At 69.1% G+C, this 23,101-nt stretch carries 20 protein-coding genes; 2 read left to right on the top strand and 18 right to left on the bottom strand.

Annotation, left to right across the window (positions count from 1 at the left end):
- Positions 1–63: 63 nt before the first annotated feature.
- From PV396_RS25260 to PV396_RS25190, 15 genes are all read right to left on the bottom strand, one after another.
- Positions 64–960, bottom strand: a complete 897-nt coding sequence (locus tag PV396_RS25260; protein WP_319208224.1) for a Pro-rich N-terminal domain-containing protein — start codon at positions 958–960, stop codon at positions 64–66.
- Between the two features lie 165 nt (positions 961–1,125).
- Positions 1,126–2,220 (bottom strand): 3-dehydroquinate synthase, encoded by a 1,095-nt coding sequence (gene aroB, locus PV396_RS25255; protein ID WP_319208223.1) that lies wholly within the window; start codon positions 2,218–2,220, stop codon positions 1,126–1,128.
- The gene (locus PV396_RS25250) at positions 2,217–2,699 is read right to left on the bottom strand and encodes a shikimate kinase (protein ID WP_319208447.1); all 483 of its coding nucleotides are present in this window, start codon (positions 2,697–2,699) and stop codon (positions 2,217–2,219) included. The genes aroB and PV396_RS25250 overlap by 4 nt, the downstream gene beginning before the upstream one ends.
- A gap of 29 nt (positions 2,700–2,728) precedes the next feature.
- Entirely contained in the window at positions 2,729–3,913 is a 1,185-nt protein-coding gene (gene aroC / locus PV396_RS25245) for a chorismate synthase (protein ID WP_319208221.1), read from the bottom strand.
- Between the two features lie 167 nt (positions 3,914–4,080).
- Positions 4,081–4,920, bottom strand: a complete 840-nt coding sequence (locus PV396_RS25240; protein ID WP_319208219.1) for a shikimate dehydrogenase — start codon at positions 4,918–4,920, stop codon at positions 4,081–4,083.
- Positions 4,901–6,694 (bottom strand): endolytic transglycosylase MltG, encoded by a 1,794-nt coding sequence (gene mltG / locus PV396_RS25235; protein ID WP_319208445.1) that lies wholly within the window; start codon positions 6,692–6,694, stop codon positions 4,901–4,903. The genes PV396_RS25240 and mltG overlap by 20 nt, the downstream gene beginning before the upstream one ends.
- A gap of 125 nt (positions 6,695–6,819) precedes the next feature.
- Positions 6,820–7,284: a Holliday junction resolvase RuvX gene (ruvX, locus tag PV396_RS25230; protein WP_319208442.1), complete on the bottom strand. Its 465-nt coding sequence runs from the start codon at positions 7,282–7,284 to the stop codon at positions 6,820–6,822.
- Between the two features lie 17 nt (positions 7,285–7,301).
- A complete protein-coding gene (gene alaS / locus PV396_RS25225; protein ID WP_319208217.1) occupies positions 7,302–9,974 on the bottom strand; it encodes an alanine--tRNA ligase in 2,673 nt (890 codons plus the stop codon).
- A complete protein-coding gene (locus PV396_RS25220; protein ID WP_319208215.1) occupies positions 9,974–10,333 on the bottom strand; it encodes a DUF6167 family protein in 360 nt (119 codons plus the stop codon). The genes alaS and PV396_RS25220 overlap by 1 nt, the downstream gene beginning before the upstream one ends.
- 8 nt (positions 10,334–10,341) lie before the next feature.
- A complete protein-coding gene (locus PV396_RS25215) occupies positions 10,342–10,788 on the bottom strand; it encodes a DUF948 domain-containing protein (RefSeq protein WP_319208213.1) in 447 nt (148 codons plus the stop codon).
- A gap of 229 nt (positions 10,789–11,017) precedes the next feature.
- Positions 11,018–11,632: a 30S ribosomal protein S4 gene (gene rpsD / locus PV396_RS25210; protein WP_319208211.1), complete on the bottom strand. Its 615-nt coding sequence runs from the start codon at positions 11,630–11,632 to the stop codon at positions 11,018–11,020.
- Positions 11,633–11,932: 300 nt separating this feature from the next.
- On the bottom strand, positions 11,933–13,288 hold the full coding sequence (locus tag PV396_RS25205; RefSeq protein ID WP_319208208.1) for a replication-associated recombination protein A: 1,356 nt from the start codon (positions 13,286–13,288) through the stop codon (positions 11,933–11,935).
- A gap of 45 nt (positions 13,289–13,333) precedes the next feature.
- A complete protein-coding gene (locus PV396_RS25200) occupies positions 13,334–13,993 on the bottom strand; it encodes a vitamin K epoxide reductase family protein (RefSeq protein ID WP_319208206.1) in 660 nt (219 codons plus the stop codon).
- Positions 13,994–14,275: 282 nt separating this feature from the next.
- Positions 14,276–15,538: a histidine--tRNA ligase gene (gene hisS / locus PV396_RS25195; protein ID WP_319208204.1), complete on the bottom strand. Its 1,263-nt coding sequence runs from the start codon at positions 15,536–15,538 to the stop codon at positions 14,276–14,278.
- 12 nt (positions 15,539–15,550) lie between these two features.
- The gene (locus tag PV396_RS25190; RefSeq protein WP_319208202.1) at positions 15,551–16,273 is read right to left on the bottom strand and encodes an MBL fold metallo-hydrolase; all 723 of its coding nucleotides are present in this window, start codon (positions 16,271–16,273) and stop codon (positions 15,551–15,553) included.
- Between the two features lie 178 nt (positions 16,274–16,451).
- On the opposite strand from PV396_RS25190, the gene PV396_RS25185 reads away from it, so the two are divergent.
- Both PV396_RS25185 and PV396_RS25180 read left to right on the top strand, forming a co-directional pair.
- Positions 16,452–17,276 carry a peptidylprolyl isomerase gene (locus tag PV396_RS25185; protein WP_319208200.1) on the top strand — a complete coding sequence of 275 codons (825 nt, stop codon included), beginning with the start codon at positions 16,452–16,454 and terminating at the stop codon, positions 17,274–17,276.
- Positions 17,277–17,410: 134 nt separating this feature from the next.
- Positions 17,411–18,640: a DUF349 domain-containing protein gene (locus tag PV396_RS25180; RefSeq protein WP_319208198.1), complete on the top strand. Its 1,230-nt coding sequence runs from the start codon at positions 17,411–17,413 to the stop codon at positions 18,638–18,640.
- 75 nt (positions 18,641–18,715) lie between these two features.
- On the opposite strand, the gene PV396_RS25175 is transcribed toward PV396_RS25180, so the two are convergent.
- The 3 genes from PV396_RS25175 to secF all read right to left on the bottom strand — a co-directional run bounded on the left by PV396_RS25175 (position 18,716) and on the right by secF (position 23,101).
- A complete protein-coding gene (locus PV396_RS25175; RefSeq protein WP_319208196.1) occupies positions 18,716–21,253 on the bottom strand; it encodes a bifunctional (p)ppGpp synthetase/guanosine-3',5'-bis(diphosphate) 3'-pyrophosphohydrolase in 2,538 nt (845 codons plus the stop codon).
- Between the two features lie 193 nt (positions 21,254–21,446).
- Complete coding sequence (locus PV396_RS25170; RefSeq protein ID WP_319208193.1) at positions 21,447–21,986, bottom strand: adenine phosphoribosyltransferase; 540 nt, start codon at positions 21,984–21,986, stop codon at positions 21,447–21,449.
- A complete protein-coding gene (secF, locus tag PV396_RS25165) occupies positions 21,983–23,101 on the bottom strand; it encodes a protein translocase subunit SecF (protein ID WP_319208191.1) in 1,119 nt (372 codons plus the stop codon). Before secF ends, PV396_RS25170 begins: the two co-directional genes overlap by 4 nt.

Raw genomic sequence — 23,101 nt, 5'->3', positions numbered from 1 at the left:
TCGGCCCACCCCGCCCCGTGAAGGATCCCGCAGGCGCAGGCCTGGCAGCACGCGTACCCTGCGCTACCACTTCGGCGGGCTGGCCAGCAGCCGCGCGAGGACGTCGTCCAGCACCCGAGCCGTCGCGGGAACATCGAGCTGCGAGTTGTCGATGATCGGAAGCCCGGAGCCGTACCAGCCCGCCATCCGCCCATGGATGCGGGCAACCTCCTCGTCCGTGAGCCGCCGGTTGCCGGAACGCTCGGCGTTGCGCTCGAGGACGACCTCCAGACCGGGCAGCAGCACCACCGGGAGCAGACCGGGCCCCACGTGCCGCTTCCACCCGCCGAGGCCGACAACCGGACGATCGGGGAACACCGCGTCGTCGAGGATGCACGAGATGCCGTTGGCCAGGAAGTTCCGCGCGGCGAAGCCGCAGGTGCGTCGGGCGAGGCGGTACTGCGCCTCCGAGTGGTCGTTCCATCCCGACTGCGGGTCGGCGAACCCCGAGCGGACCCATTCGCGTACGTCGTCGAGGCTGATGTGCGCGGTGGGCACCCGGCGATGGTCCGCCCAGTACTTCGCGACGCTCGTCTTCCCGGCACCGGCGGGGCCGATCAGCAGCACGGCGAGGGGCGCGGCGGCGGGGTCGACGGGCCCGGTGGCGGGCGGCGGTCCCGGCGTGGGGACGAAGTCGCCCTGGGGCAGCTGCACATGGCCGGTCGTGTCGTGCGCGGGCGGCACCGGCACGTGCTGCGGGACGGGGGCGTGCTGCGGCACGGGAGCGTGCTGTGGGACAGGCGGATGCTGCGGCGCCTGCGGACCCGGCCCGGATGGTGCTCCCCCGGTGTAGACCGGTGCCGGCGGGTGCGCGCCCGGGTGTTGCTGCCCCGCGTGCGGGGCGGCCGACGACCAGTCGGCGCCCGGTCCTTGCCCCGGCTGGTGGGGCGGCGGCAGCGGAGACCCCACTGCGTGCTGCATCCGGTGCCACTCCATCTCGTACAGGCGATTCGCGCTGGCCGACGGGGCACGGACCCCGCTCGCCAGTGAACGGTACCGTCCCGGGCCGTCGTTTGGTGAACGGCCCGGGACGGCCCGAAGTGCCCGTCGCCACAGGCGAATCGGGCCAAGCGCCCGAGCGGGGAGCTACTCCCCCACTTCGCCGTAGGCCGCGAGGAGAACGGCCGGATCGGGTCCCTCCAGGACGGTCGGTTTGGCCAGTCCGTCCAGGACGATGAAGCGCAGCAGATTGCCCCGCGACTTCTTGTCGACCTTCATCGTCTCCAGCAGCTTGGGCCACTGGTCGTAGCGGTAGTGCAGCGGCAGGCCGACGGACTCCAGGACCGTACGGTGGCGGTCGGCCGTCGCGTCGTCCAACCGCCCGGCCAGGCGCCCCAGTTCGGCCGCGAAGTGCATACCGACGGAGACGGCCGCGCCGTGCCGCCACTGGTAGCGCTCGTTCTTCTCGATCGCGTGGGCCAGCGTGTGCCCGTAGTTGAGGATCTCGCGCAGACCCGACTCCTTCAGGTCCGAGGAGACGACCTCCGCCTTCACCTTGATCGACCGCTCGATCAGCTCGGCGGTGTGCGGACCGGCCGGGGTGCGGGCGGCCTGCGGGTCGGACTCGATCAGCTCCAGGATCACCGGGTCGGCGATGAAACCGGCCTTGATGATCTCCGCGAGCCCCGACACGTAGTCGTTGACCGGGAGCGAGTCCAGCGCGGCCAGGTCGCACAGCACCCCGGCCGGCGGGTGGAAGGCACCGACCAGGTTCTTGCCCTCGGCCGTGTTGATGCCGGTCTTGCCACCGACCGCCGCGTCCACCATCGCCAGCACCGTCGTCGGGATCGCGATCCAGCGCACCCCGCGCAGCCAGGTCGCCGCGACGAAGCCGGCCAGGTCGGTGGTCGCCCCGCCCCCGACACCCACGATGACGTCGGTACGCGTGAAGCCGGACTGCCCGAGCGCCTTCCAGCAGTACGCGGCCACCTCCGCCGTCTTGGCCTCCTCCGCGTTCGGCACCTGAATGGCCACCGTCTCGAAGCCCTGACCCGCCAGGTCCGCGCGCAACGCCTCGCCCGTCTCGGCCAGCGCCTCGGGGTGGATCACCGCCACCCGCTGTGCGTTGGACCCGATCAACCCGCCCAGCTCCTCTAGGAGCTGGCGGCCGATCAGGACCTCGTACGGCTCGCTGCCCGCCGTGCCGCCGACCTGGATCCGCGTCACTGACTCGCTGCTCATGCTGACTTCAACTCCAGTGCGTCCAGGACGGCTTGGGTGACCTCTTCGGGCGTGCGGCCATCGGTGGAGACGACCGCGTCTGCGACCTCCGTGTACAGATGGCGGCGGGCCTCCATCAGCTCACGCCACTGCCGGCGCGGATTGACCGCCAGCAGTGGTCGGGCCGCGTTCAGGCCGGTGCGCTGAACCGCTTCCTCCACGTCCATCGAGAGGTACACGACCCGGTGTCCCGCCAGCAGCTCGCGGGTGTCCTCGTCGAGGATCGAGCCGCCGCCGAGGGCGAGTACGCCGTCGTGCTCGGCCAGCGCCCGCTGGACTGCCTGCTTCTCGATCGCCCGGAAGGCCGGCTCGCCCTCGTCGACGAAGATGTCCGCGATCGTGCGGCCCTGCTCGGCGACGATGTCGTCGTCCGTGTCCCGGTACGCGCTGTCGAGGCGTTCGGCCAGCAGCCGTCCGACGGTGGACTTGCCGACACCCATCGGCCCGACCAGCACAATCTGCACCGCGCTCACCGGACGATCAGGTGTTCGAGGTAGGACTCCACGTTGCGGCGCGTCTCGGGCACGCTGTCGCCGCCGAACTTCTCCACCACCGCGTCGGCCAGGACGAGGGCCACCATCGCTTCGGCGACGATGCCGGCGGCCGGGACCGCGCACACGTCGGAGCGCTGGTGATGGGCCTGCGTCGCCTCTCCGGTGACGACGTCGACGGTCTTCAGGGCACGCGGAACGGTCGCGATCGGCTTCATCGCCGCTCGCACCCGCAGCAGCTCACCCGTGGACAGACCGCCCTCGGTGCCACCGGAACGCCCGGTGGCACGGCGGATGCCGTCGTCGGTGGCGAGGATCTCGTCGTGCGCCTTCGAGCCGGGCACGCGCGCGAGGTCGAAGCCGTCACCGACCTCGACGCCCTTGATGGCCTGGATACCCATCAGCGCGGCGGCCAGCCGGGCGTCGAGGCGCCGGTCCCAGTGCACGTGCGAGCCGAGGCCCACGGGCACGCCGTACGCCAGCACCTCGACCACACCGCCCAGGGTGTCGCCGTCCTTGTGGGCCTGGTCGATCTCCGCAACCATCGCCTTCGAGGCGTCCGCGTCGAGGCAGCGCACGGGGTCGGCGTCCAGCTTCTCGACGTCGGAGGGCTTGGGGTAGACACCGTAGGGCGCCTTCGCCGCCGCCAGTTCGACGACGTGCGAGACGATCTCGATGCCGACGGCCGCCTTCAGGAACGAGCGGGCCACCGCGCCCAGCGCGACCCGGGCGGCCGTCTCACGCGCGGAGGCGCGCTCCAGGATCGGGCGGGCCTCCTCGAAGCCGTACTTCTGCATCCCGGCGAGGTCGGCGTGGCCGGGACGGGGGCGGGTCAGCGGGGCGTTGCGGGCGAGTCCGGCCAGGATCTCCGGATCCACCGGGTCGGCCGCCATCACCTGCTCCCACTTGGGCCACTCGGTGTTGCCGACCATCACCGCGACCGGCGAACCCATCGACAGACCGTGCCGCACACCGCCGAGGAACGTGATCTCGTCCTGCTCGAACTTCATCCGGGCACCGCGCCCATAGCCGAGCCGCCGCCGCGCCAGATGGTCCGCCACCAGCTCCGTGGTGATCGGCACGCCGGCGGGAAGGCCCTCCAACGTCGCGACAAGAGCGGGACCGTGGGACTCCCCCGCGGTCAACCAGCGCAACCTGCTCAACGGTGCTCCTCATACTCGCGCCCTGGTGCTGCCTGCGTACGCGCGTCCTCGCGTACGGCGTCGGCGTGACCGGGTGCGCGGCCCAGGCCCGCCACCTTCCGATCCTCCCACGTCCGGGCCGAATACCCGATCGGCGGTCCAGCAACCGGACGCGGCGTGGTGTCGGGTCAGCGGTCGGCGAGTGCCTTCTCGCCGGCCCTGCGCATGGCGCCCAGCGGGGCCTGGACGCAGCCGGTCATCTGTTCCACCTGGAGCACCGCCTGGTGCACGAGCAGGTCGAGTCCGCTGACGACCGCGCCGCCGTACGCCGACCAGCGGGCCGCCAGATCGGTCGGCCAGGGGTGGTAGAGCACGTCGAAGAGGGTCGCGGGCCGTTCCGGGACCGCGTGGGACAGCTCGTCCGTCGCACCGGCCGGGGTGGTCGCGATCACCAGCGGGGCGTGCAGCGCTCGGGCCGCGTCCGCCCAGTCCGCCGTACGGACCTCGATGTCGAGCCGCTCGCCCCACTGCCGCATCTCGGCGCCCCGCGCCTCGCTGCGGACGTACACGACGACCTCGCCGGTGCAGATCCGGGTAAGGGCGGCGAGAGCGGAGGAGGCGGTGGCGCCGGCACCGAGGATCGCGGCGGAGTCGACCTGTTCGATGCCGTGCTCGCGCAGGGCGCCCACGATCCCGGGGATGTCAGTGTTGTCGCCGACGCGCCGACCGTCCACGTCGAACACGACCGTGTTGACGGCCTCCACCGACGCGGCCGTCTCGCTGACCTCGTCGAGCAGCGGGATGACCGCCCGCTTCAGGGGCATCGTGAGCGAGAGTCCCGCCCACTCGGGCCCGAGGCCGCCCAGGAACTCCGCCAGCCCCGACTCGTCGACCTCGAAGCGGTCGTAGGTCCAGCCGGTGAGCCCCAGTGCGTCGTAGGCGGCTCGGTGCAGTACCGGGGAAAGGGAGTGGGCGATGGGGGAACCGAGCACGGCTGCCCGGCGGGAGTCAGCGGCCCGTTCTTGCATCGAACTTGTCCTTGAGCTTGAGGAATGCGTCGTGCGTCTTGGCGAACTCGGTCTTGCTCACGCCGTCGGTCGCCACGAAGTAGTACCAGCCGTCGTGGGTCGGATTCAGCGCCGCCTTCATCGCCACATCGCCCGGGTTTCCGATCGGGCCGGGCGGCAGACCCTTGTTGGTGTACGTGTTGTACGGGTCCTTGTTGCCCTTGATCTCCGACTCACTGATGTCGATATTGCTCTGGTTCTTCGCATAGTTGTAGGTGGAGTCGAATTGCACGGCCCCATAGGTTTCGGGGTTCGAATAATCGATACGGTTGTAGACAACTTCCGCCATCTTGCGGTAGTCGTCACTGGTCTTGCCCTCCGCCTCCACGAGGCTCGCAACCGTGATGACCTGGAGTGGGCCGTCGAGCTTGAGCTCCTTGGCCTTCGCTTCGAGGTCGAGCGAGGCGTACTTGGCGGTGGCCGCCGCGACCATTTCCTTCAGGACTTCGGCGGGTTTCATCCCCTTGGCTGCCGGATAGGTCGTCGGGTAGAGGAAACCTTCAAGCGGGTCCTTGATTTCCTTGTTGTCGTTCGCCCAGTCCGGCAGGCCGAAACTCTTGTAGTCCTTCTTGGCGACCTTCGCGGTGGTACCCGCGGGAAGTCCGAGTTTTTCGTCGATGGCCTTGTAGACCTGAACATTGCGCCGCCCGGGAGCGACGATCATATTGTCCTGGCTCTTGGGATTGAGCATCAGCGCGACGGCACTCTTGGCGGACATCTCCTTGTTCAGGACATAGACGCCGGCCTGAATCTTTTTCCCGTCCGGATTGTTCGCCTGCGCGGTGACGAAGGCGTCGACACTCGCGATGACACCTTTCTCCTTCAGCGCCTGCGCGATCTCGTAGCCGCCCGCGCCCTTGGCGATCTCGACGGTCACCGTCGCACTCGTGCCGTCGCCGGTGAAGTCCGGAGGAGCGCCGAAACGATTTTGGTAGAACTGGTACCCGAAATATCCGATTCCGGCGATGCCACCGCCGAACACCAGGACGACGATCAGGCAGGCGGTTCCGCTGCGGCCCTTCTTGCTCTTGCCGCCCTTACCGCCTTTCTCGCTCTTGTCGCCCTTGCCGCCGTCCCGACCCTTCCGCGAGCCACGATCCCGGCGCCCCTCCGCCTCGTCGTCGGGCTCGTCGCCATCGTCGCCGCCCGCGAAGAAGGCGTGCTCGCCCTGGTCGGGACCCGGGTCCCAGCCTGTCTGCGGCTCCGGGTCCGGCTCCGGCTGGGGTTCCGGCTCCGCACGGCGCCTGGCCGGCGGCTCCGGCGGGGGATACGCGTCGGGGGTGCCGTAGTAGTCGGGCTGCTGCTGCCCGCCGTACGCGGCGGCAGCCTGCTGGGCGTACGGGTCCGTGGGATCGGCCGGGTACGGGACCTGCGCCTGCTGGCCGTTGCCCCAGCCTCCGTTCGCGTACTGCTGCCGGCCCTGATCGACGTACTGCTGCTGGGCCTGCTCGCCGTACTGCTGCGGGTACTGCTGCTGATGCTGGGGGTGCTGCTGGTACTGCTGCGGATACTGCTGGGGCGCGTACTGCTGCTGCGCCTGGTCATAGGCGGCCTGCTGGCCGTCGGCGCTCCACTCGCCGTACTGCTGCTGCGGCTGCTGCGGGTAGTGCTGCGGCTGGCCGTCGTAGGAGGACTGGCCGGCCTGGGCCTGCTGTCCTTCCCATCCGCCGTCCCCGTACAACGGGTCCTCCGGATGCCACGGTTCGGAGCCTTGGCCCCGGCCATACTCAGTCATCAATCCCCTAGAGCCGCGAGGCGGCCGATCACGCGGCCCCCACATCGCCGCTACCGTTCCGCCTCTTACTGTGCGGCTACTGTTCGAACAGAGCCACAATCGCGCGGAACGTTACCGTATCGCGATCAGATGACCACTTCGATGCCCTCGCCAGGTGCTTTACCTGACACTCGTTCTGATTCCAGGGCCTGTTGGAGGATGATCACGGCTGCGACCTGGTCAATGACCGATCTGCCCTTTTTCGATTTCACGCCCGATGCGCGCAGTCCCTGACTGGCCGTCACCGTCGTCATGCGCTCGTCCACCAGGCGCACCGGGACGGGTGCGATCAGGCGGGCCAGCTCCTGGGCGAAGCCGCGGACCTTCACGGCGGCGGGGCCCTCGCCCCCCTTGAGGGAGCGAGGGAGGCCGACGACGACCTCGATGGGTTCGTACTCGTCGACGAGTTGCTTCAACCGGCGCTGAGCTGCGGGAACGTCCCTGCCCGGGACCGTCTCCACCGGGGTGGCGAGGATCCCGTCGGGGTCGCACGAGGCGACCCCGATCCGGGCGTCCCCGACGTCGATCGCGAGTCGACGGCCGCGGCGCAGGGTGTTTCCGTCGCCGCTCACTTGGCCGTTTCCGCCACAAGGCGCTCGACGGCGTCGACGGCCTCGCCGACGGCGGCCGGGTTCTGGCCACCGCCCTGGGCGACGTCCGGCTTGCCGCCACCGCCACCACCGAGGGTCTTGGCAGCCGTACGAACCAGGTCGCCCGCCTTGAGACCGCGCTCGCGGGCGGCCTCGTTGGTGGCGATGACCGTCAGCGGCTTGCCGTTCGCCACGGTGAACAGGGCGACGACGGCGGCCCGGTCACCGGAGATACGGCCCCGCACGTCAAGGACCAGCCTGCGCAGGTCGTCCGGGGTCGTGCCGTCCGGCACCTGGCCGGTGACGACAGCGACACCGCGTACGTCCTTGGCGCCCTGGGCGAGACCGGCGGCGGCCTGGAGAACCTTCTCGGCGCGGAACTTCTCGATCTCCTTCTCGGCGTCCTTCAGCTTGCCGAGCATGGCGGAGACCTTCTCCGGAAGCTCCTCGGGACGGCCCTTGACCAGCTCCTGGAGCTGGGCGACGACCGTGTGCTCCCGGGCCAGGAAGTTGTAGGCGTCCACACCGACCAGGGCCTCGATACGCCGGACACCCGAACCGATGGACGATTCGCCGAGCAGCTTGACCAGGCCGAGCTGGGCGGTGTTGTGGACGTGGGTACCGCCGCACAGCTCCTTGGAGAAGTCGCCGATCGTCACGACGCGCACGCGCTCGCCGTACTTCTCGCCGAACTCGGCGATGGCGCCCTGCTTCTTGGCCTCGTCGAGGCTGAGGATCTCGGCGTGCACGTCCAGGTCGCGGGCGAGCACCTCGTTGATCTGCTGCTCGACGTCGGTCATCACGGCCGTCGGTACGGCGGACGGGGAACCGAAGTCGAAGCGGAAGCGGCCGGGCTGGTTCTCGGAACCGGCCTGGGCGGCCGTCGGGCCGAGGGCGTCACGCAGGGCCTGGTGGGTGAGGTGGGTGGCCGAGTGGGCGCGGGCGATGGCCTTGCGTCGGCGCACGTCGATGGCGGCCTGGGCCTTGGCGCCGACGGTCACCTCGCCGACCTGGACGACGCCCTTGTGGACGTACACACCGGGAACCGGCTTCTGGCAGTCGCGGATCTCGATGACGGCACCGGTGTCGATCCTGATGCGGCCGGTGTCGCCGATCTGGCCGCCGCCCTCGGCGTAGAACGGGGTGCGGTCGAGGACGATCTCGACCTCGTCGCCCTCGGTGGCGGCCGGGGAGGAGACGCCGTCGACAAGGATGCCGACGACCGTGGACTCGCCCTCGGTACGGTCGTACCCGACGAACTCGGTCTCACCGGCGGCGTCGGCGATCTCACGGTAGGCGCCCATGTCGGCGTGACCGGTCTTCTTGGCCTTGGCGTCGGCCTTGGCGCGCTCCCGCTGCTCTTTCATCAGGCGCCGGAAGCCGTCCTCGTCCACGGAAAGGCCCTGTTCGGCGGCCATTTCGAGGGTGAGGTCGATCGGGAAGCCCCAGGTGTCGTGGAGCAGGAAGGCCTTGTCACCGGCGAGAACGCTGCCGCCGGACTGCTTGGTCTCGGTGACGGCGGTGTCGAGGATGTTGGTGCCGGCCTTCAGCGTCTTGAGGAAGGCGGCCTCCTCGGCGAGGGCGACCTTCTCGATGCGCTCGCGGTCGGTGACCAGCTCCGGGTACTGCTGGCCCATCATCGCGATCACGACATCGATGAGGTCCTGGACCACCAGGCCGGTGGCGCCCAGCAGACGCATGTTGCGGATGGCGCGGCGCATGATGCGGCGCAACACGTAGCCGCGGCCCTCGTTGCCGGGCGAGACGCCGTCACCGATGAGCATCACGGACGTACGCATGTGGTCGGTGACCACGCGCAGGGACACGTCCGAGGCGTGGGCGTCGCCGTAGCGGACGCCCGTCAGCTCGGTGGCCTTGTTGATGACGGCCATGGAGGTGTCGATCTCGTACATGTTCTGCACGCCCTGCAGAATCATGGCGAGGCGCTCGAGGCCCAGGCCCGTGTCGATGTTCTTGCTCGGCAGGTCGCCGAGGATCTCGAAGTCCTCCTTCGAGGTGCCCTCGCCCCGCTCGTACTGCATGAAGACGAGGTTCCAGATCTCCACGTACCGCTCGTCGTTGACGGCCGGGCCGCCCTCGACGCCGAACTCGGGGCCACGGTCGTAGTTGATCTCGGAGCAGGGTCCGCAGGGTCCGGGGACGCCCATGGACCAGTAGTTGTCCTTCTTGCCGAGGCGCTGGATGCGCTCGGCGGGGACACCGATCTTGTCGCGCCAGATCGTCTCGGCCTCGTCGTCGTCCAGGTAGACCGTGATCCACAGGCGCTCCGGGTCGAGCCCGTAACCGCCCTTGTCCTGGGGCGAGGTGAGCAGCTCCCAGGCGTAGGTGATGGCGCCTTCCTTGAAGTAGTCGCCGAAGGAGAAGTTGCCGCACATCTGGAAGAACGTGCCGTGCCGGGTGGTCTTGCCGACCTCTTCGATGTCGGGCGTGCGGACGCACTTCTGCACGCTGGTGGCGCGCGACCACGGTGGCTTGACCTCGCCGAGGAAGTACGGCTTGAAGGGGACCATGCCGGCGGGGACCAGGAGGAGAGTCGGGTCGTCCGCGATGAGCGACGCCGAAGGGACAACGGTGTGACCGCGCTCCTCGTAGAAGCTCAGCCAGCGGCGACGAATTTCAGCCGACTCCATCAGTGGTCCTCATTCCGGTTGTACGGGTGGGTGTTGTCCAGCATCCCGTAGTGCTTCTCATCGTGCTTCAGGTTTTCCGACCCGCGGTCGAGGGCGGCGAACCGCCGTTGCGGGGGCAGAGCGCGGCTGGGGGGCCCGGCGATCCCGAGGGCCTCACCCAGCTCGGCCTCGCGCTGGGCCATCCCGGCCCGTACGTCGAGGGCGAAGTCCTTGACGCGGTGGCCGGCCTCGATCGCCTTGTTGGCGGCCTGCGCGGCCAGGTGCTCGGGGGTCAGCTGCTTGATCTTGCGGTTGACCTTGGTGGTGGCCCACACACCGGCCGCGGCACCCGCGGTGAACCAGAACGTACGGCGGAACATGGCGGGGTTCAGCCCTTCTGCCTGCGGCGCTTTTGCCCCTTCGGGGCCGGTACGGTGCGGCCGACGACCACCGTGCGCCGGGCCCGTTCGGGGGCGGGCGCGTCGTCGGTCCTGGTGCGGCTCATCGCCCGGCGTACGCCGTATCCGAACGCGGCGACCTTGACGAGCGGGCCGCCGAAGGTCGAGGCGACGGTGGTGGAGAGCGCCGACGCGTTGGAGGTGACTTCCTGGACATCGGTGGCGATGGCGTCCACCCGGTTGATCTGGGTCTGTGCGGAACGCACGGCCTGGGAGGCGTCGGCCAGCAGCGGCACGGCCTGTTCCGTCACCTCCGCGACCAGCTTGGTGGTCGCCCTGAGCGTCTGGGCCAGCCTCACCAGCGCCACGGCGAGGAAGGAGACCAGGATCGCCCAGAAGACGGCCACCAGGAGCCCGGCAACCTCTCCACCGGTCACACCGCACCGCTCTCTGCGCTCGTGGATCACTTGAGTTCTGGGGGTACTTCAGTCGCTGCCGACCCTATCGCGCCGGGGACGGCTCTCCGTACCCGGACGGAGCCTGCCGGGGCCGTGGTCGCACGCGGGGTGCCGTACGCGAAAACCCGCCGCTCCCCCGCCGTTGCGGGCGGGGAAGACGACGGGCCGAGGCGCGAAGCCGGTGGTACCAGGTACGACGACCGCTGGATCAGCGGGCGTAGTACTCGACGACGAGCTGCTCGTCGCAGATCACCGGGATCTCCTTGCGGTTCGGCTCGCGGTCCAGGCGGAAGGCCAGGGCGCCGAGGTTCACCTGCAGGTAGCGCGGGGTCTCACCGTCGGGGGCGAAGCCACCGGCGCGGGCGACCTCGAACAGCGTCTTGTTGCGGCTGCGCTCGCGGACCATCACGACGTCGTCGGGACGGACACGGAACGACGGCTTGTCGACCTTGCCGCCGTTGACCTCGATGTGGCCGTGAACGACCATCTGGCGGGCCTGGTAGATCGTGCGGGCGATGCCCGAACGCAGAACCAGGGCGTCGAGACGGCGCTCCAGCTCGATGACCAGGGCCTCACCGGTCTTGCCCTGCGTCTTGGCGGCACGCTCGTAGGCGCGGACGAGCTGGCGCTCGGACACGTCGTACTGCGCGCGCAGACGCTGCTTCTCCAGCAGACGGACCTTGTAGTCCGAGTTCTGCTTGCGGCCACGACCGTGCTCACCCGGCGGGTAGGGACGGGCCTCGAAGTACTTGACGGCCTTCGGGGTCAGCGCGATGCCGAGGGCACGCGACTTCTTGACCTTGGGGCGGGACTGGTTCGCCACTTCTTTTCCTTTTCCTTTTCGGCTGCCTCAGGGTTACGGGAGGTCGCATCCGCAGCCGGGGATTCCCGGCAGGTCCACGAGGGACTCGCCAGGCAGCCGTTCCCCTGTGCTGGGCACATACGTGCAGCACACGAACGGCCCACCGACCGGTCCCGGAACCCGGGGTGGTGGTGGGCTGCCCGCGACACCTACGAAGGTGCGCGACGCTCCTGGATCAGAAGATCCGGCTGGATGTCCCGCCTGAGGCGCCGACCGGAGTCGGACACGGGACGCAGCACTGGGCAGGATTCTACAGGCTGCTCAGGACCGCTTTCGACCGAGGTGTTTCCTGGTCCACTCGACCGCGTCCGCGTACCGGGCCTCGGCTCCGTGCCGGGTCGGTTCGTAGTACGTACGGTCCTTGAGCTCCTCCGGCGCGTACTGCTGCTCGGCGATTCCCTCGGGCAGGTCGTGCGGGTAGACGTACCCCTGCGCGTGGCCGAGTTTGGCGGCGCCCTTGTAGTGCCCGTCGCGCAGATGCATCGGCACGGGGCCCGCGTGGCCCTTGCGTACGTCCTCCATGGCGGCGCCGATGGCCATGGTCGCGGCATTGGACTTGGGGGCCAGGGCGAGCGCGATGGTGGCGTGGCTGAGGGTGAGGGCGGCCTCCGGGAAGCCGATCATGGCGACGGCCTGCGCGGCGGCGACGGCTATCGGCAGGGCGTTCGGATCGGCGAGGCCGATGTCCTCGCTGGCGGAGATCATCAGACGGCGGGCGATGAAACGGGGGTCCTCGCCGGCCTCGATCATGCGGGCGAGGTAGTGCAGGGCGGCGTCGACGTCGGACCCGCGGATGGACTTGATGAGGGCGCTGGCAACGTCGTAGTGCTGGTCGCCGTCGCGGTCGTACTTCACGGCCGCCCGGTCGACGGTCTCCTCCAGGGTCTGGAGGGTGATGTCCGCGTCGCCCTTGTCGAGCGCGGCTCCGGCGGCGGCCTCCAGGGCGGTCAGGGCCCGGCGGGCGTCTCCGCCGGCGATCCGCAGCAGGTGTTCCTCGGTGTCCTCGGGCAGGGCGACGGCGTTCTTGAGGCCGCGCTCGTCGGTGAGCGCCCGGCGCAGCAGACCGCGCAGGTCGTCGTCCGTGAGGGGTTCGAGGGTGAGGAGGAGGGAGCGGGAGAGGAGGGGGGAGATCACCGAGAAGTACGGGTTCTCGGTGGTCGCCGCGATGAGGGTCACCCAGCGGTTCTCGACGGCGGGGAGCAGGGAGTCCTGCTGGGCCTTGCTGAAGCGGTGGATCTCGTCGAGGAAGAGGACGGTCTCCTTGCCGAAGCCGCCGGTCGCGCGACGGGCCCCGTCGATGACCGCGCGGACCTCCTTGACGCCCGCGGTGATCGCCGACAGTTCGACGAAGCGCTTGTTGGTGGCCTTGGAGACGACGTACGCCAGTGTGGTCTTGCCGGTGCCCGGCGGCCCCCAGAGGATCACGGAGGACGGTCCGGCCGGTCCGCCCGCGCTCTCGCCGACGAGTCTGCGCAGCGGTGAGCCCGGCTTCAGCAGATGCTGCTGGCCCACGACCTCGTCGAGGACACGGGGGCGCATCCGCACGGCCAGGGGGCTGCTGGACGGGTCCTTCTCCTGGCGTGCTTCTGCTGCGGCGGTGAACAGGTCGGGCTCCACGCTGAAAACCCTATGTCACCGCACTGACAATGCCCTCGGGCCCTGTCAGCTGGTCCAGAAGTCCCACCAGCGGGTCAGGACCAGCATCCCGATGATGCCGATGTGCAGGACCGGCACGACCCAGGTGAACTCGCCGAAGAAGCTCCGGAGCCACTTCGGCGCGGCAATGAAGCCGTTCCTGACGTTGAACGAGGTCACGTACCAGAACATGATGATCGTCGCGACCCAGGCCAGGGAGCACCACAGGCACAGCGCGTTGATCCGGTACAGGGACTGGAACTGCAGCCAGGTGCAGAATCCGACCCCGAAGAGGGTTCCCGCATTGAAGGTGAGCCAGTACCACCGCGGGAAGCGGGCCCGGCCGAGCAGGCTCATGCCGACACAGATGACGATGCCGTAGGCGACGAGGCCGAGCATCGGGTTCGGGAACCCGAAGGCGGCCGCCTGCTTGCTCTCCATCACGCTGCCGCAGGAAACGACGGGGTTGAGGCTGCAGCCGGGTGTGAACGTCGTGCCCGCGACCTTGGCTTCCAGCAGCTTGAACTTGTCGATCGTGATGACCCACGCCGCGAGCAGCCCTGCCGCGCCGGTGAGCAACAACATCACGGCGAACGCACGGCTGCCGCCCACGGAACGCGAGGCCTCGGCGGGGGGATCGGGCTGGTCGATGGAGACGCCGTCCTTCATCACTGTCGTCTTGGTCATCACGCCGTTCCGTTGCTTCGAGAGGGGGGTTGGCGGGCACGGACATTGTGCCGCACGCGGGCGCGTGTCCACCGTTCGGTGGACATAAGTGGGCGTTCAAGAATGAGAAACGCCCGTCGGAACGAACCGACCCCCGCCAGGTTGACGGACGGGCTGATCTTCAGCCCGTCCGGCGTTTGAGGACGAGGCCCCTTCAGGGCGGAAAGCGGGGCTCTGGGGGCACAGCCCCCAGTGGGGGTCCCCGGGGAGGGACGGGTAGGGGCGGCGGGGGCGAAGAACCCCTCAGCCCAGCCGCGACTCCAGCTCCGCCACGATCTCGTTCACACCGACCGCAGCCTGCTCCCCGGACTCCATGTCCTTCAGCTGAACCACACCCTCCGCGAGATCCCGCTCACCGGCGACGATCGTGAACCGCGCCCCGCTCCGGTTCGCGTTCTTCATCGCCCCCTTCAACCCCTTCGCCCCGTACGAGAAGTCCGCCGCGATCCCCACCTTGCGCAGCTCCGTGACCTTCGCGAACAGCACCCGGCGGGCCTCCTCCCCCAGCGGCACCGCGAACACGCTCGTCGCGGCCGGGAGTTCGAGCTCGACGCCCTCCGCCTCGAGCGCCAGCACCGTACGGTCGACGCCGAGCGCCCACCCGACGGACGGCAGCGCGGGACCGCCGAGCATCTCGGACAGGCCGTCGTAGCGCCCTCCGCCGCCCACCGCGGACTGGGAGCCCAGACCGTCGTGGACGAACTCGAACGTCGTACGCGTGTAGTAGTCCAGGCCGCGGACCAGCTTCGGGTCGTCCTCGAAGGCGACGTCCGCCGCGCTGATCAGGTCGCGGACCTCCTCGTGGTACGCCTTGCACGCGTCACACAGGTAGTCGCGCAGCAGCGGCGCGCCCACCAGTTGCTTCTGGACGTCGTCCCGCTTGTCGTCCAGTACCCGCAGCGGGTTGATGTCGGCCCTGCGCAGCGTCTCCTCGTCCAGGTCGAGACCCCGGAGGAAGTCCTGGAGGGCCGCTCGGTAGACCGGACGGCATTCCTTGTCGCCCAGCGAGTTCAGCAGGATGCGGAAGCTCCTGAGGCCCAGCGTGCGGTACGCCTGGTCCGCCAGGATGATCAGCTCGGCGTCGAGCGCGGGATCCTCCGCGCCGATCGCCTCGGCGCCGACCTGCGAGAAGTGGCGGTAGCGGCCCTTCTGGGGGCGCTCGTATCGGTAGTATGAGCCCGAGTACCAGAGCTTGACCGGGAGGTTGCCGAGCTTGTGGAGGTTGGCCTCCAGTGCCGCGCGCAGGACGGACGCGGTGCCCTCGGGGCGCAGGGCCAGCCTGTCGCCGCCCTTGGTCTCGAAGGCGTACATCTCCTTGGTGACGATGTCGGTCGACTCACCGACCCCGCGCGCGAAGAGCTCCACGTTCTCGAAGCCGGGCGTCTCGATGTAGCCGTAGCCGGAGTTGCGCAACGGGGCCGCGATGGCTTCCCGTACCGCCAGGAACTTCGCGCTCTCCGGCGGGATCAGGTCGTACGTGCCCTTGGGGGCCTTGAAGGTGCTCACGGAGGTCTCTCGTCACATTCCTCGTCGGTGAGGGGGGTTCGATCCCTCGCCGCGATCTTGAAGGCCTGCCGCCACCTGCCGCAGATACGGGTTGGTGGCGCGCTCCTGGCCGATGGTCGTCTGGGCGCCGTGGCCGGACAGCACCACGGTCGAGTCGTCGAGCGGCAGGCACACGCGGGCCAGCGAGTCGAGCATCTCGGCCATGTCACCGCCGGGCAGGTCGGTGCGTCCGATGGAGCCGGCGAAGAGCAGGTCGCCCGAGAAGAACACGGACGGGATGTCCGCGCTCTCGGGCATCCTGAACGTCACCGACCCCTTGGTATGGCCCGGCGCGTGCGCCACGCCCAGTTCCAGGCCCGCCAGTTCCAGCCGCGCGCCGTCGGTCAGCTCCTTGACGTCGTCCGGTTCGCCGATGGTCAGCTCGCCCATGAGCGGCATGCCGATGGACCGGCCGAGCGCCTTCTCCGGGTCGCTCATCATGTAGCGGTCGTCGGGGTGGATCCATGCCGGGACGCCGTGCGCGCCGCAGACCGGGACGACCGAGGCGACATGGTCGAGGTGGCCGTGGGTGAGGACGACGGCGACGGGCTTGAGCCGATGCTTCCTGAGCGTCTCCTCGACTCCCTCGGCGGCCTGGTGGCCCGGGTCGATGATCACGCACTCCTCGCCGGCGGCGGGGGCGACGAGATAACAGTTCGTCCCCCAGGCGCCGGCCGGGAACCCGGCAATGAGCACGATCGTCCTTCGATTTGTGGCGTACGTGGTCGTACGGGGTGGGTGGCAGTGCCGCAGAGCCTACCGGCGCTGCCGTTTCCTCAGCGAACCCATATACGGTACGGGGCACACGCAGGCGATCGGCACACAAGACGCACGCGTCCCAGTTGGCGTACGAGACGCATGAGGAGAGAACCCGGTGGTCACCCAGGAACAGCGGCGACGTCAGCTCGCCCGGGAGAAGTTCTTGCGGCAGCAGCAGCGGCGTACGGCCGCGCGGCGCAAGGCGAACGTGCGCAACTCGGTGATCGCGTCGATCCTCGGCGTGATCGTCGTGGGCAGCGTGGTGTCGTATGCGACCGGGGTCTTCAAGAACGACGACAGCAAGTCGAAGACGAACGCGAGCGCCGAGGTCACTCCGAGCGCCTCGCCCAGCAAGGCCCCGGACCCCTGTGCGAAGCCGGCCGAGGGGGCGGTGAAGACGCTGAGCTGGAAGAAGGAGCCGGCGATGACCATCGACACGTCGGCGAAGTACGACATGAAGCTCGCGACGACGTGCGGCGACATCGACATCGCCCTGAAGACGTCCGCGGCCCCGCACACGGTGAACTCGTTCGATTTCCTGGCGAGCAAGGGCTATTTCGATCACACCAAGTGCCACCGGCTCACCACGAACGGCATCTACGTGCTGCAGTGCGGTGACCCGAAGGGCACCGGTATGGGCGGCCCCGGCTACACCATCCCGGACGAGAACCTGAAGGACAAATCCCTCAAGAACAACACCTACCCGGCGGGCACGATCGCCATGGCCAACACCGGCCAGGCGCACACCGGCGGCAGCCAGTTCTTCCTGGTCTACCAGGACAGTCAGCTTCCGCCCAGCTACACACCGTTCGGCACGATCTCCGCGTCGGGCATGAAGGTCCTGAAGAAGATCGCCGCGGCCGGTGAGGCCACGGGCCAGGGCGACGGCGCACCGAATGCGACCGTCGTGATCAACAAGGCGACCGTAACGAAATCCTGACCGTCAACTGCGAAACTTCGGTCGCGCTGGATGCGGACAGCATCCCTGCCGGTCGCCTATGTTGGCCGTGACGAAACTGTGGACGATGCCCGGGGGTGCAGAGCCCTCCGCAGGCATCATGTGGAGGAGGCGCTGTGAGCAGCGACCCGTGGGGCCGCGTCGACGAGACGGGGACCGTGTACGTGCGTACTGCCGACGGTGAGCAGGTCGTCGGTTCCTGGCAGGCCGGCTCCCCCGAGGAGGCGTTGGCCTACTTCGAGCGCAAGTACGAGGGCCTGGTTGTCGAGATCGGCCTCCTCGAGAAGCGAGTCAAGACCACCGACCTGTCCGCGAAGGACGCGCAGGTGGCGATCGACCACATCCGCGAGCAGGTGGACTCCCACCACGCGGTCGGCGATCTGGCCGCGCTGAAGGTCAGGCTCGACAAGCTCGTCGAGACCGTCGAGGCCCGCCGCGAGGAGCGGAAGCAGCAACGGGCCAAGCAGTCCGACGAGGCGCGGCACGCCAAGGAGGCGCTGGTCGTCGAGGCGGAGGAGCTGGCGCAGTCCGACCAGTGGCGGTCCGCAGGTGAGCGGCTGCGCGCGCTGGTGGACACCTGGAAGGGGCTGCCGCGGCTCGACCGGAAGTCCGACGACGAACTGTGGCACCGCTTCTCGCACGCCCGTTCGGCGTTCTCCAAGCGTCGCAAGGCGCACTTCGCGTCCCTGGACGCGCAGCGCGAGGACGCCCGCAAGGTCAAGGAGAAGCTGGTCGCGGAGGCGGAGGCGCTGTCGTCCTCGACCGACTGGGGTCCGACGGCGGCTCGCTACCGCGAGCTGATGACGGACTGGAAGGCCGCCGGCCGTGCCCAGCGCGAGCACGAGGACGACCTGTGGAACCGTTTCCGCGGCGCCCAGGACGTCTTCTTCGCGGCGCGCAGCTCGGTCTTCGCCGAGCGGGACGCGGAGCAGACCGAGAACCTCAAGCTCAAGGAGGAGCTGGCTGGTGAGGCCGAGAAGCTCCTGCCGATCACGGATCTGAAGGCCGCGCGGGCCGCTTTCCGTTCGATCAACGAGCGCTGGGAGGCCATCGGTCACGTCCCGCGCGACGCGCGGCCGAAGGTCGAGGGCCGGATGCACACGGTCGAGCGGGCCCTTCAGGAGTCCGAGGAGACCGAGTGGCGCCGGACCAACCCGGAGGCACGCGCGCGTGCCGAGGGTCTGACCGGTCAGCTTCAGGCGGCCGTGGACAAGCTCGCCGGCCAGATCGAGACCGCCCGGGCGCAGGGCAACAACGCCAGGGCCGACAAGCTCCAGAAGGAGCTGGACGGCCGTCAGGCACTGCTGGACCAGGCCCTCAAGGGCCTGCAGGAGTTCGGCGGCTGATTCAATCCCAGGCCGTCACGCAGGAGGGGCTCCCGTACATCTCGTACGGGAGCCCCTCCTGCGTCACGCTCGTGGTTACGGTCTGCGGGCCGAGGTCACCCGGTACACGTCGTACACGCCTTCGACGCCCCTCACGGCCTTCAGGACGTGTCCCAGGTGTTTGGGGTCGCCCATCTCGAAGGTGAAGCGGGAGGTGGCCACCCGGTCCCGCGACGTCTGGACGGCCGCCGACAGGATGTTGACGTGCTGGTCGGACAGGACCCGGGTCACGTCCGAGAGGAGACGGGAGCGGTCCAGCGCCTCGACCTGGATGGCGACCAGGAAGACCGAGGACTGGGTGGGCGCCCACTCGACGTCGAGGATGCGCTCGGGCTCCCGGGACAGTGACTCGATGTTCACGCAGTCGCTGCGGTGAACCGATACGCCGCTACCGCGCGTGACGAAACCGATGATCGGGTCGCCGGGTACGGGCGTACAGCAGCGGGCCAGCTTCACCCAGACGTCGTCGACGCCCTTGACCACCACACCCGGGTCGTTGTTGCTGCGCCGCTTGCGGCCCCGGCCGCTGGCGGGCGGGACAGCCTCGTCGATCTCCTCGGTGGCCGCCTCCTCGCCGCCGAGCGCCTGCACCAGCTTCTGTACGACGTTCTGCGCGGCCACATGGCCCTCGCCGATCGCCGCGTACAGGGACGAGATGTCGGGGTAGCGCATCTCGTGGGCGAGGGTGACGAGGGAGTCGCCGGTGAGGATGCGCTGGATCGGCAGGTTCTGCTTGCGCATCGCGCGCGCGATGGCGTCCTTGCCCTGTTCGATCGCCTCGTCGCGGCGCTCCTTGGAGAACCAGGCCCGGATCTTGTTGCGGGCGCGCGGCGACTTGACGAAGCCGAGCCAGTCGCGGGAGGGCCCGGCGCCGGCCGCCTTGGAGGTGAAGACCTCCACGAGGTCGCCGTTGTCGAGCGTCGATTCGAGCGGTACGAGGCGGCCGTTGACCCGTGCCCCTATCGTCCGGTGGCCGACCTCGGTGTGCACCGCGTACGAGAAGTCGACCGGGGTCGCGCCTGCCGGAAGCGCTATCACGTCGCCCTTGGGCGTGAAGACGAAGACCTCGTTGCGGGACAGGTCGAAGCGCAGGGACTCCAGGAACTCGCTGGGGTCCTCCGTCTCCTTCTGCCAGTCGAGCAGCTGCCGCAGCCAGGCCATGTCGTTGAGGTGGTCGTCCTTGCCGGTGGTCCTCGGCTGGTCGGATCGCACCTTGGAGGTGCCGGCGACGGCCTCCTGCTTGTACTTCCAGTGCGCGGCGATGCCGTACTCGGCGCGACGGTGCATGTCGAACGTACGGATCTGGAGTTCGACGGGCTTGCCGTTGGGCCCGATGACCGTCGTGTGCAGCGACTGGTACATGTTGAACTTGGGCATCGCGATGTAGTCCTTGAACCGGCCGGGGACCGGGTTCCAGCGCGCGTGCACGGTGCCGAGGGCGGCGTAGCAGTCCCGGACGGTGTCGACGAGGACGCGGATGCCCACCAGGTCGTAGATCTCCGCGAAGTCGCGGCCTCGTACGATCATCTTCTGGTAGACGCTGTAGTAGTGCTTCGGACGCCCGGTGACGGTGGCCTTGATACGGGCCGCGCGCAGGTCGCTCTGCACCTCGTCGGTCACTATGGCCAGGTACTCGTCACGCTTCGGTGCCCTCTCGGCCACCAGCCGGACGATCTCGTCGTACATCTTGGGGTAGAGGATCGCGAAGGCGAGGTCCTCCAGTTCCCACTTGATGGTGTTCATGCCCAGGCGATGGGCGAGCGGCGCGTAGATCTCCAGCGTCTCGCGCGCCTTCTTCTCCTGCTTCTCGCGCTTGAGATAGCGCATGGTGCGCATGTTGTGCAGCCGGTCGGCGAGCTTGATGACCAGGACGCGCGGGTCCTTGGCCATGGCCACGACCATCTTGCGTACGGTCTCGGCCTGCGCGGCCTCGCCGAACTTGACCTTGTCGAGCTTGGTGACGCCGTCCACGAGCAGCGCGACGGAGTCGCCGAAGTCGCGGCGGAGCTGGTCGAGTCCGTACTCGGTGTCCTCGACCGTGTCGTGCAGGAGGCCCGCCATCAGGGTCGCCGGGTCCATGCCGAGTTCGGCGAGGATGGTGGTGACGGCCAGCGGGTGCGTGATGTACGGGTCGCCGCTCTTGCGCTTCTGGCCGCGGTGCCAGCGCTCGGCGACCTGGTAGGCGTTCTCGATCTGGCGGAGCGTCGCCGTCTCGATCTTCGGGTCGTTGCTGCGTACGGCCCGCAGCAGCGGCTCGAGGACCGGGTTGTACGGGTTGGAGCGCTGGACGCCGAGCCTGGCCAGCCGGGCGCGTACGCGGTTCGGCGAGGCGGAGCGGGCGGGCTGGCCGGAGGCCGGGCGTACCGCCGGCGCGGGCGCGGGTGCCGGAGTGGGGGCGGGCTCGGGCGTGACCGGCTTGGGGCGCGAGGGCTCGGCCGCCCGGTCGGCGGGGGCGGACTGGGCGTGCTCGACCCGCCCGTGCGCGTCGTTGTTCGCGGTCCGCGCGGGCGTCGCCGCAGGCTCCGAGCCGGGCTCGGGCTTGGCGGCGGTCAAGTGCTGGGCCTCGTCTGCCAAGAGGACTCCTCGTGCGCGATCCGGGTCCCCCGGTCAGGCTCCGGAGTGCCCATGGTAGCGATCCCGGGCTCCGGCATCGCCTCCAGGCCGTTGAGACGGCCCTCTACTGGAGAAACGCGAGAGGCGGGCGCCGGATTCCTCCAGTACCCGCCTCTGTCGCGCTGTCTGCCCGAGGCCGCCTTCGTGGGGTGCCTCAGACGGTGATCAGTGCCTCCAGCACCGCTCCCGAAAGAGCGGGCTCGAGCCGCTGCCGGCCCCCGAGGAACCCGAGCTCCATGAGTATCGCCAGGCCGGCGACCTCAGCGCCGGCCCGCCGGATCAGCTGGAGGGACGCCTCGGCAGTGCCACCGGTGGCCAGTACGTCGTCGATCACCAGGACGCGGTCGCCCGCGCTCAGGTCCTCGGCGTGCACCTCGATCTCGGCGGAGCCGTACTCCAGGTCGTACGCCTGGCTGAGGGTGGCTCCGGGGAGCTTGCCCGCCTTGCGTACGGGGATGAAGCCGAGGCCCGCCCGGACCGCGACCGGGGCGCCCAGGATGAAGCCGCGCGCCTCCAGACCGACGATCTTCGTGGCACCACTGCGGACGGCGATGTCCGCCAGCGCGTCGGTGAGCGCGGTGAACGCCTCCGGGTCCGCCAGGAGCGGGGTGATGTCCTTGAACATCACCCCCGGCTCCGGGTAGTCCGCCACATCACGGATACGGCTGAGCAGCAGCTCCTGGACGGCGGTCATCGGCGCTTGCCCGAGGGCCGGCCGCGACCCCGGTTGCGGGAGGCCGGCTGGTTGCGCGGACCGACAACCGCTGGAGCGGCGTCGTCGTTCTCGTCGTCGTACGGCTGCTCGTCGCCCGCCAGGGGCGCCGGGGCGTCGCCCTGCGTCGCGGCTTGGGCGCGCTTGGCCAGGACCCGCTTCTTGAGGGCCTTCATCTGCGGCTCGCGCTCCTTGAGGTCGGCGACGAGCGGCGTGGCGATGAAGATCGAGGAGTACGCACCGGCCGCGAGGCCGACGAACAGCGACAGCGAGATGTCGTTGAGCATGCCCGCGCCGAGCACACCGCCACCGATGAACAGCAGGCCGGCGACCGGGAGGAGTGCGACCACCGTGGTGTTGATGGAGCGGACCAGGGTGCCGTTGATCGACCGGTCGGCGATCTCGCTGTAGGTGTAGCGGGTCTGCTTGGTGATGTCCTTCGTCTGCTCCTTGAGGCTGTCGAACACGACGACGGTGTCGTAGAGCGAGTAACCGAGGATGGTCAGCAGACCGATCACCGTGCCCGGCGTCACCTCGAAGCCGACGAGGGCGTAGATGCCGACCGTGATGGTGATGTCGTGGATGAGCGCCACCAGCGCGGCCACGGCCATGCGCCATTCGAAGGCGATCGCCAGATAGATCACGACAAGGATCATGAAGATCACCAGGCCCTGCCAGGCCTTGTTCGCGACCTGGTCACCCCAACTGGGGCCGACCAGGTCGGCGTTGATCTTCTCGGCGTCGACGTTCAGGTTCTGGGCGAGGTCTTTCTTGATCTCGTCCGATTTACCGGTGTCGATGCCGGAGATCTGGATCCGCAGACCGCCGTTGCCGAGCTTCTGCACGATCGCGTCGTGGCCGGAGGCGTCTTCCGCGTACTTCTCCGCCTGGCTCACCGAGACACTGGTCTTCTCGGTGGTGAAGACGGCGCCGCCCTCGAACTCGATGCCCATGTTCAGGCCGCGCACCGTCAGGCCGAGGATGGCCGTGATGGTGATCAGGATCGAGATGCCGTACCAGATGAAACGCTTGCCGACGAAGTCGTAGCCGATCTCGCCGCGGTGGAGCCGGGCGCCGAGGGTGCCGAGTTTCGACAT

The sequence above is a fragment of the Streptomyces sp. ME02-8801-2C genome (genome assembly GCF_033793965.1).
In the GTDB taxonomy this organism is placed as follows: domain Bacteria; phylum Actinomycetota; class Actinomycetes; order Streptomycetales; family Streptomycetaceae; genus Streptomyces.
Note: the sequence above shows the minus strand (reverse complement) of the source record. Positions and strands in the feature narration are given on the sequence as shown.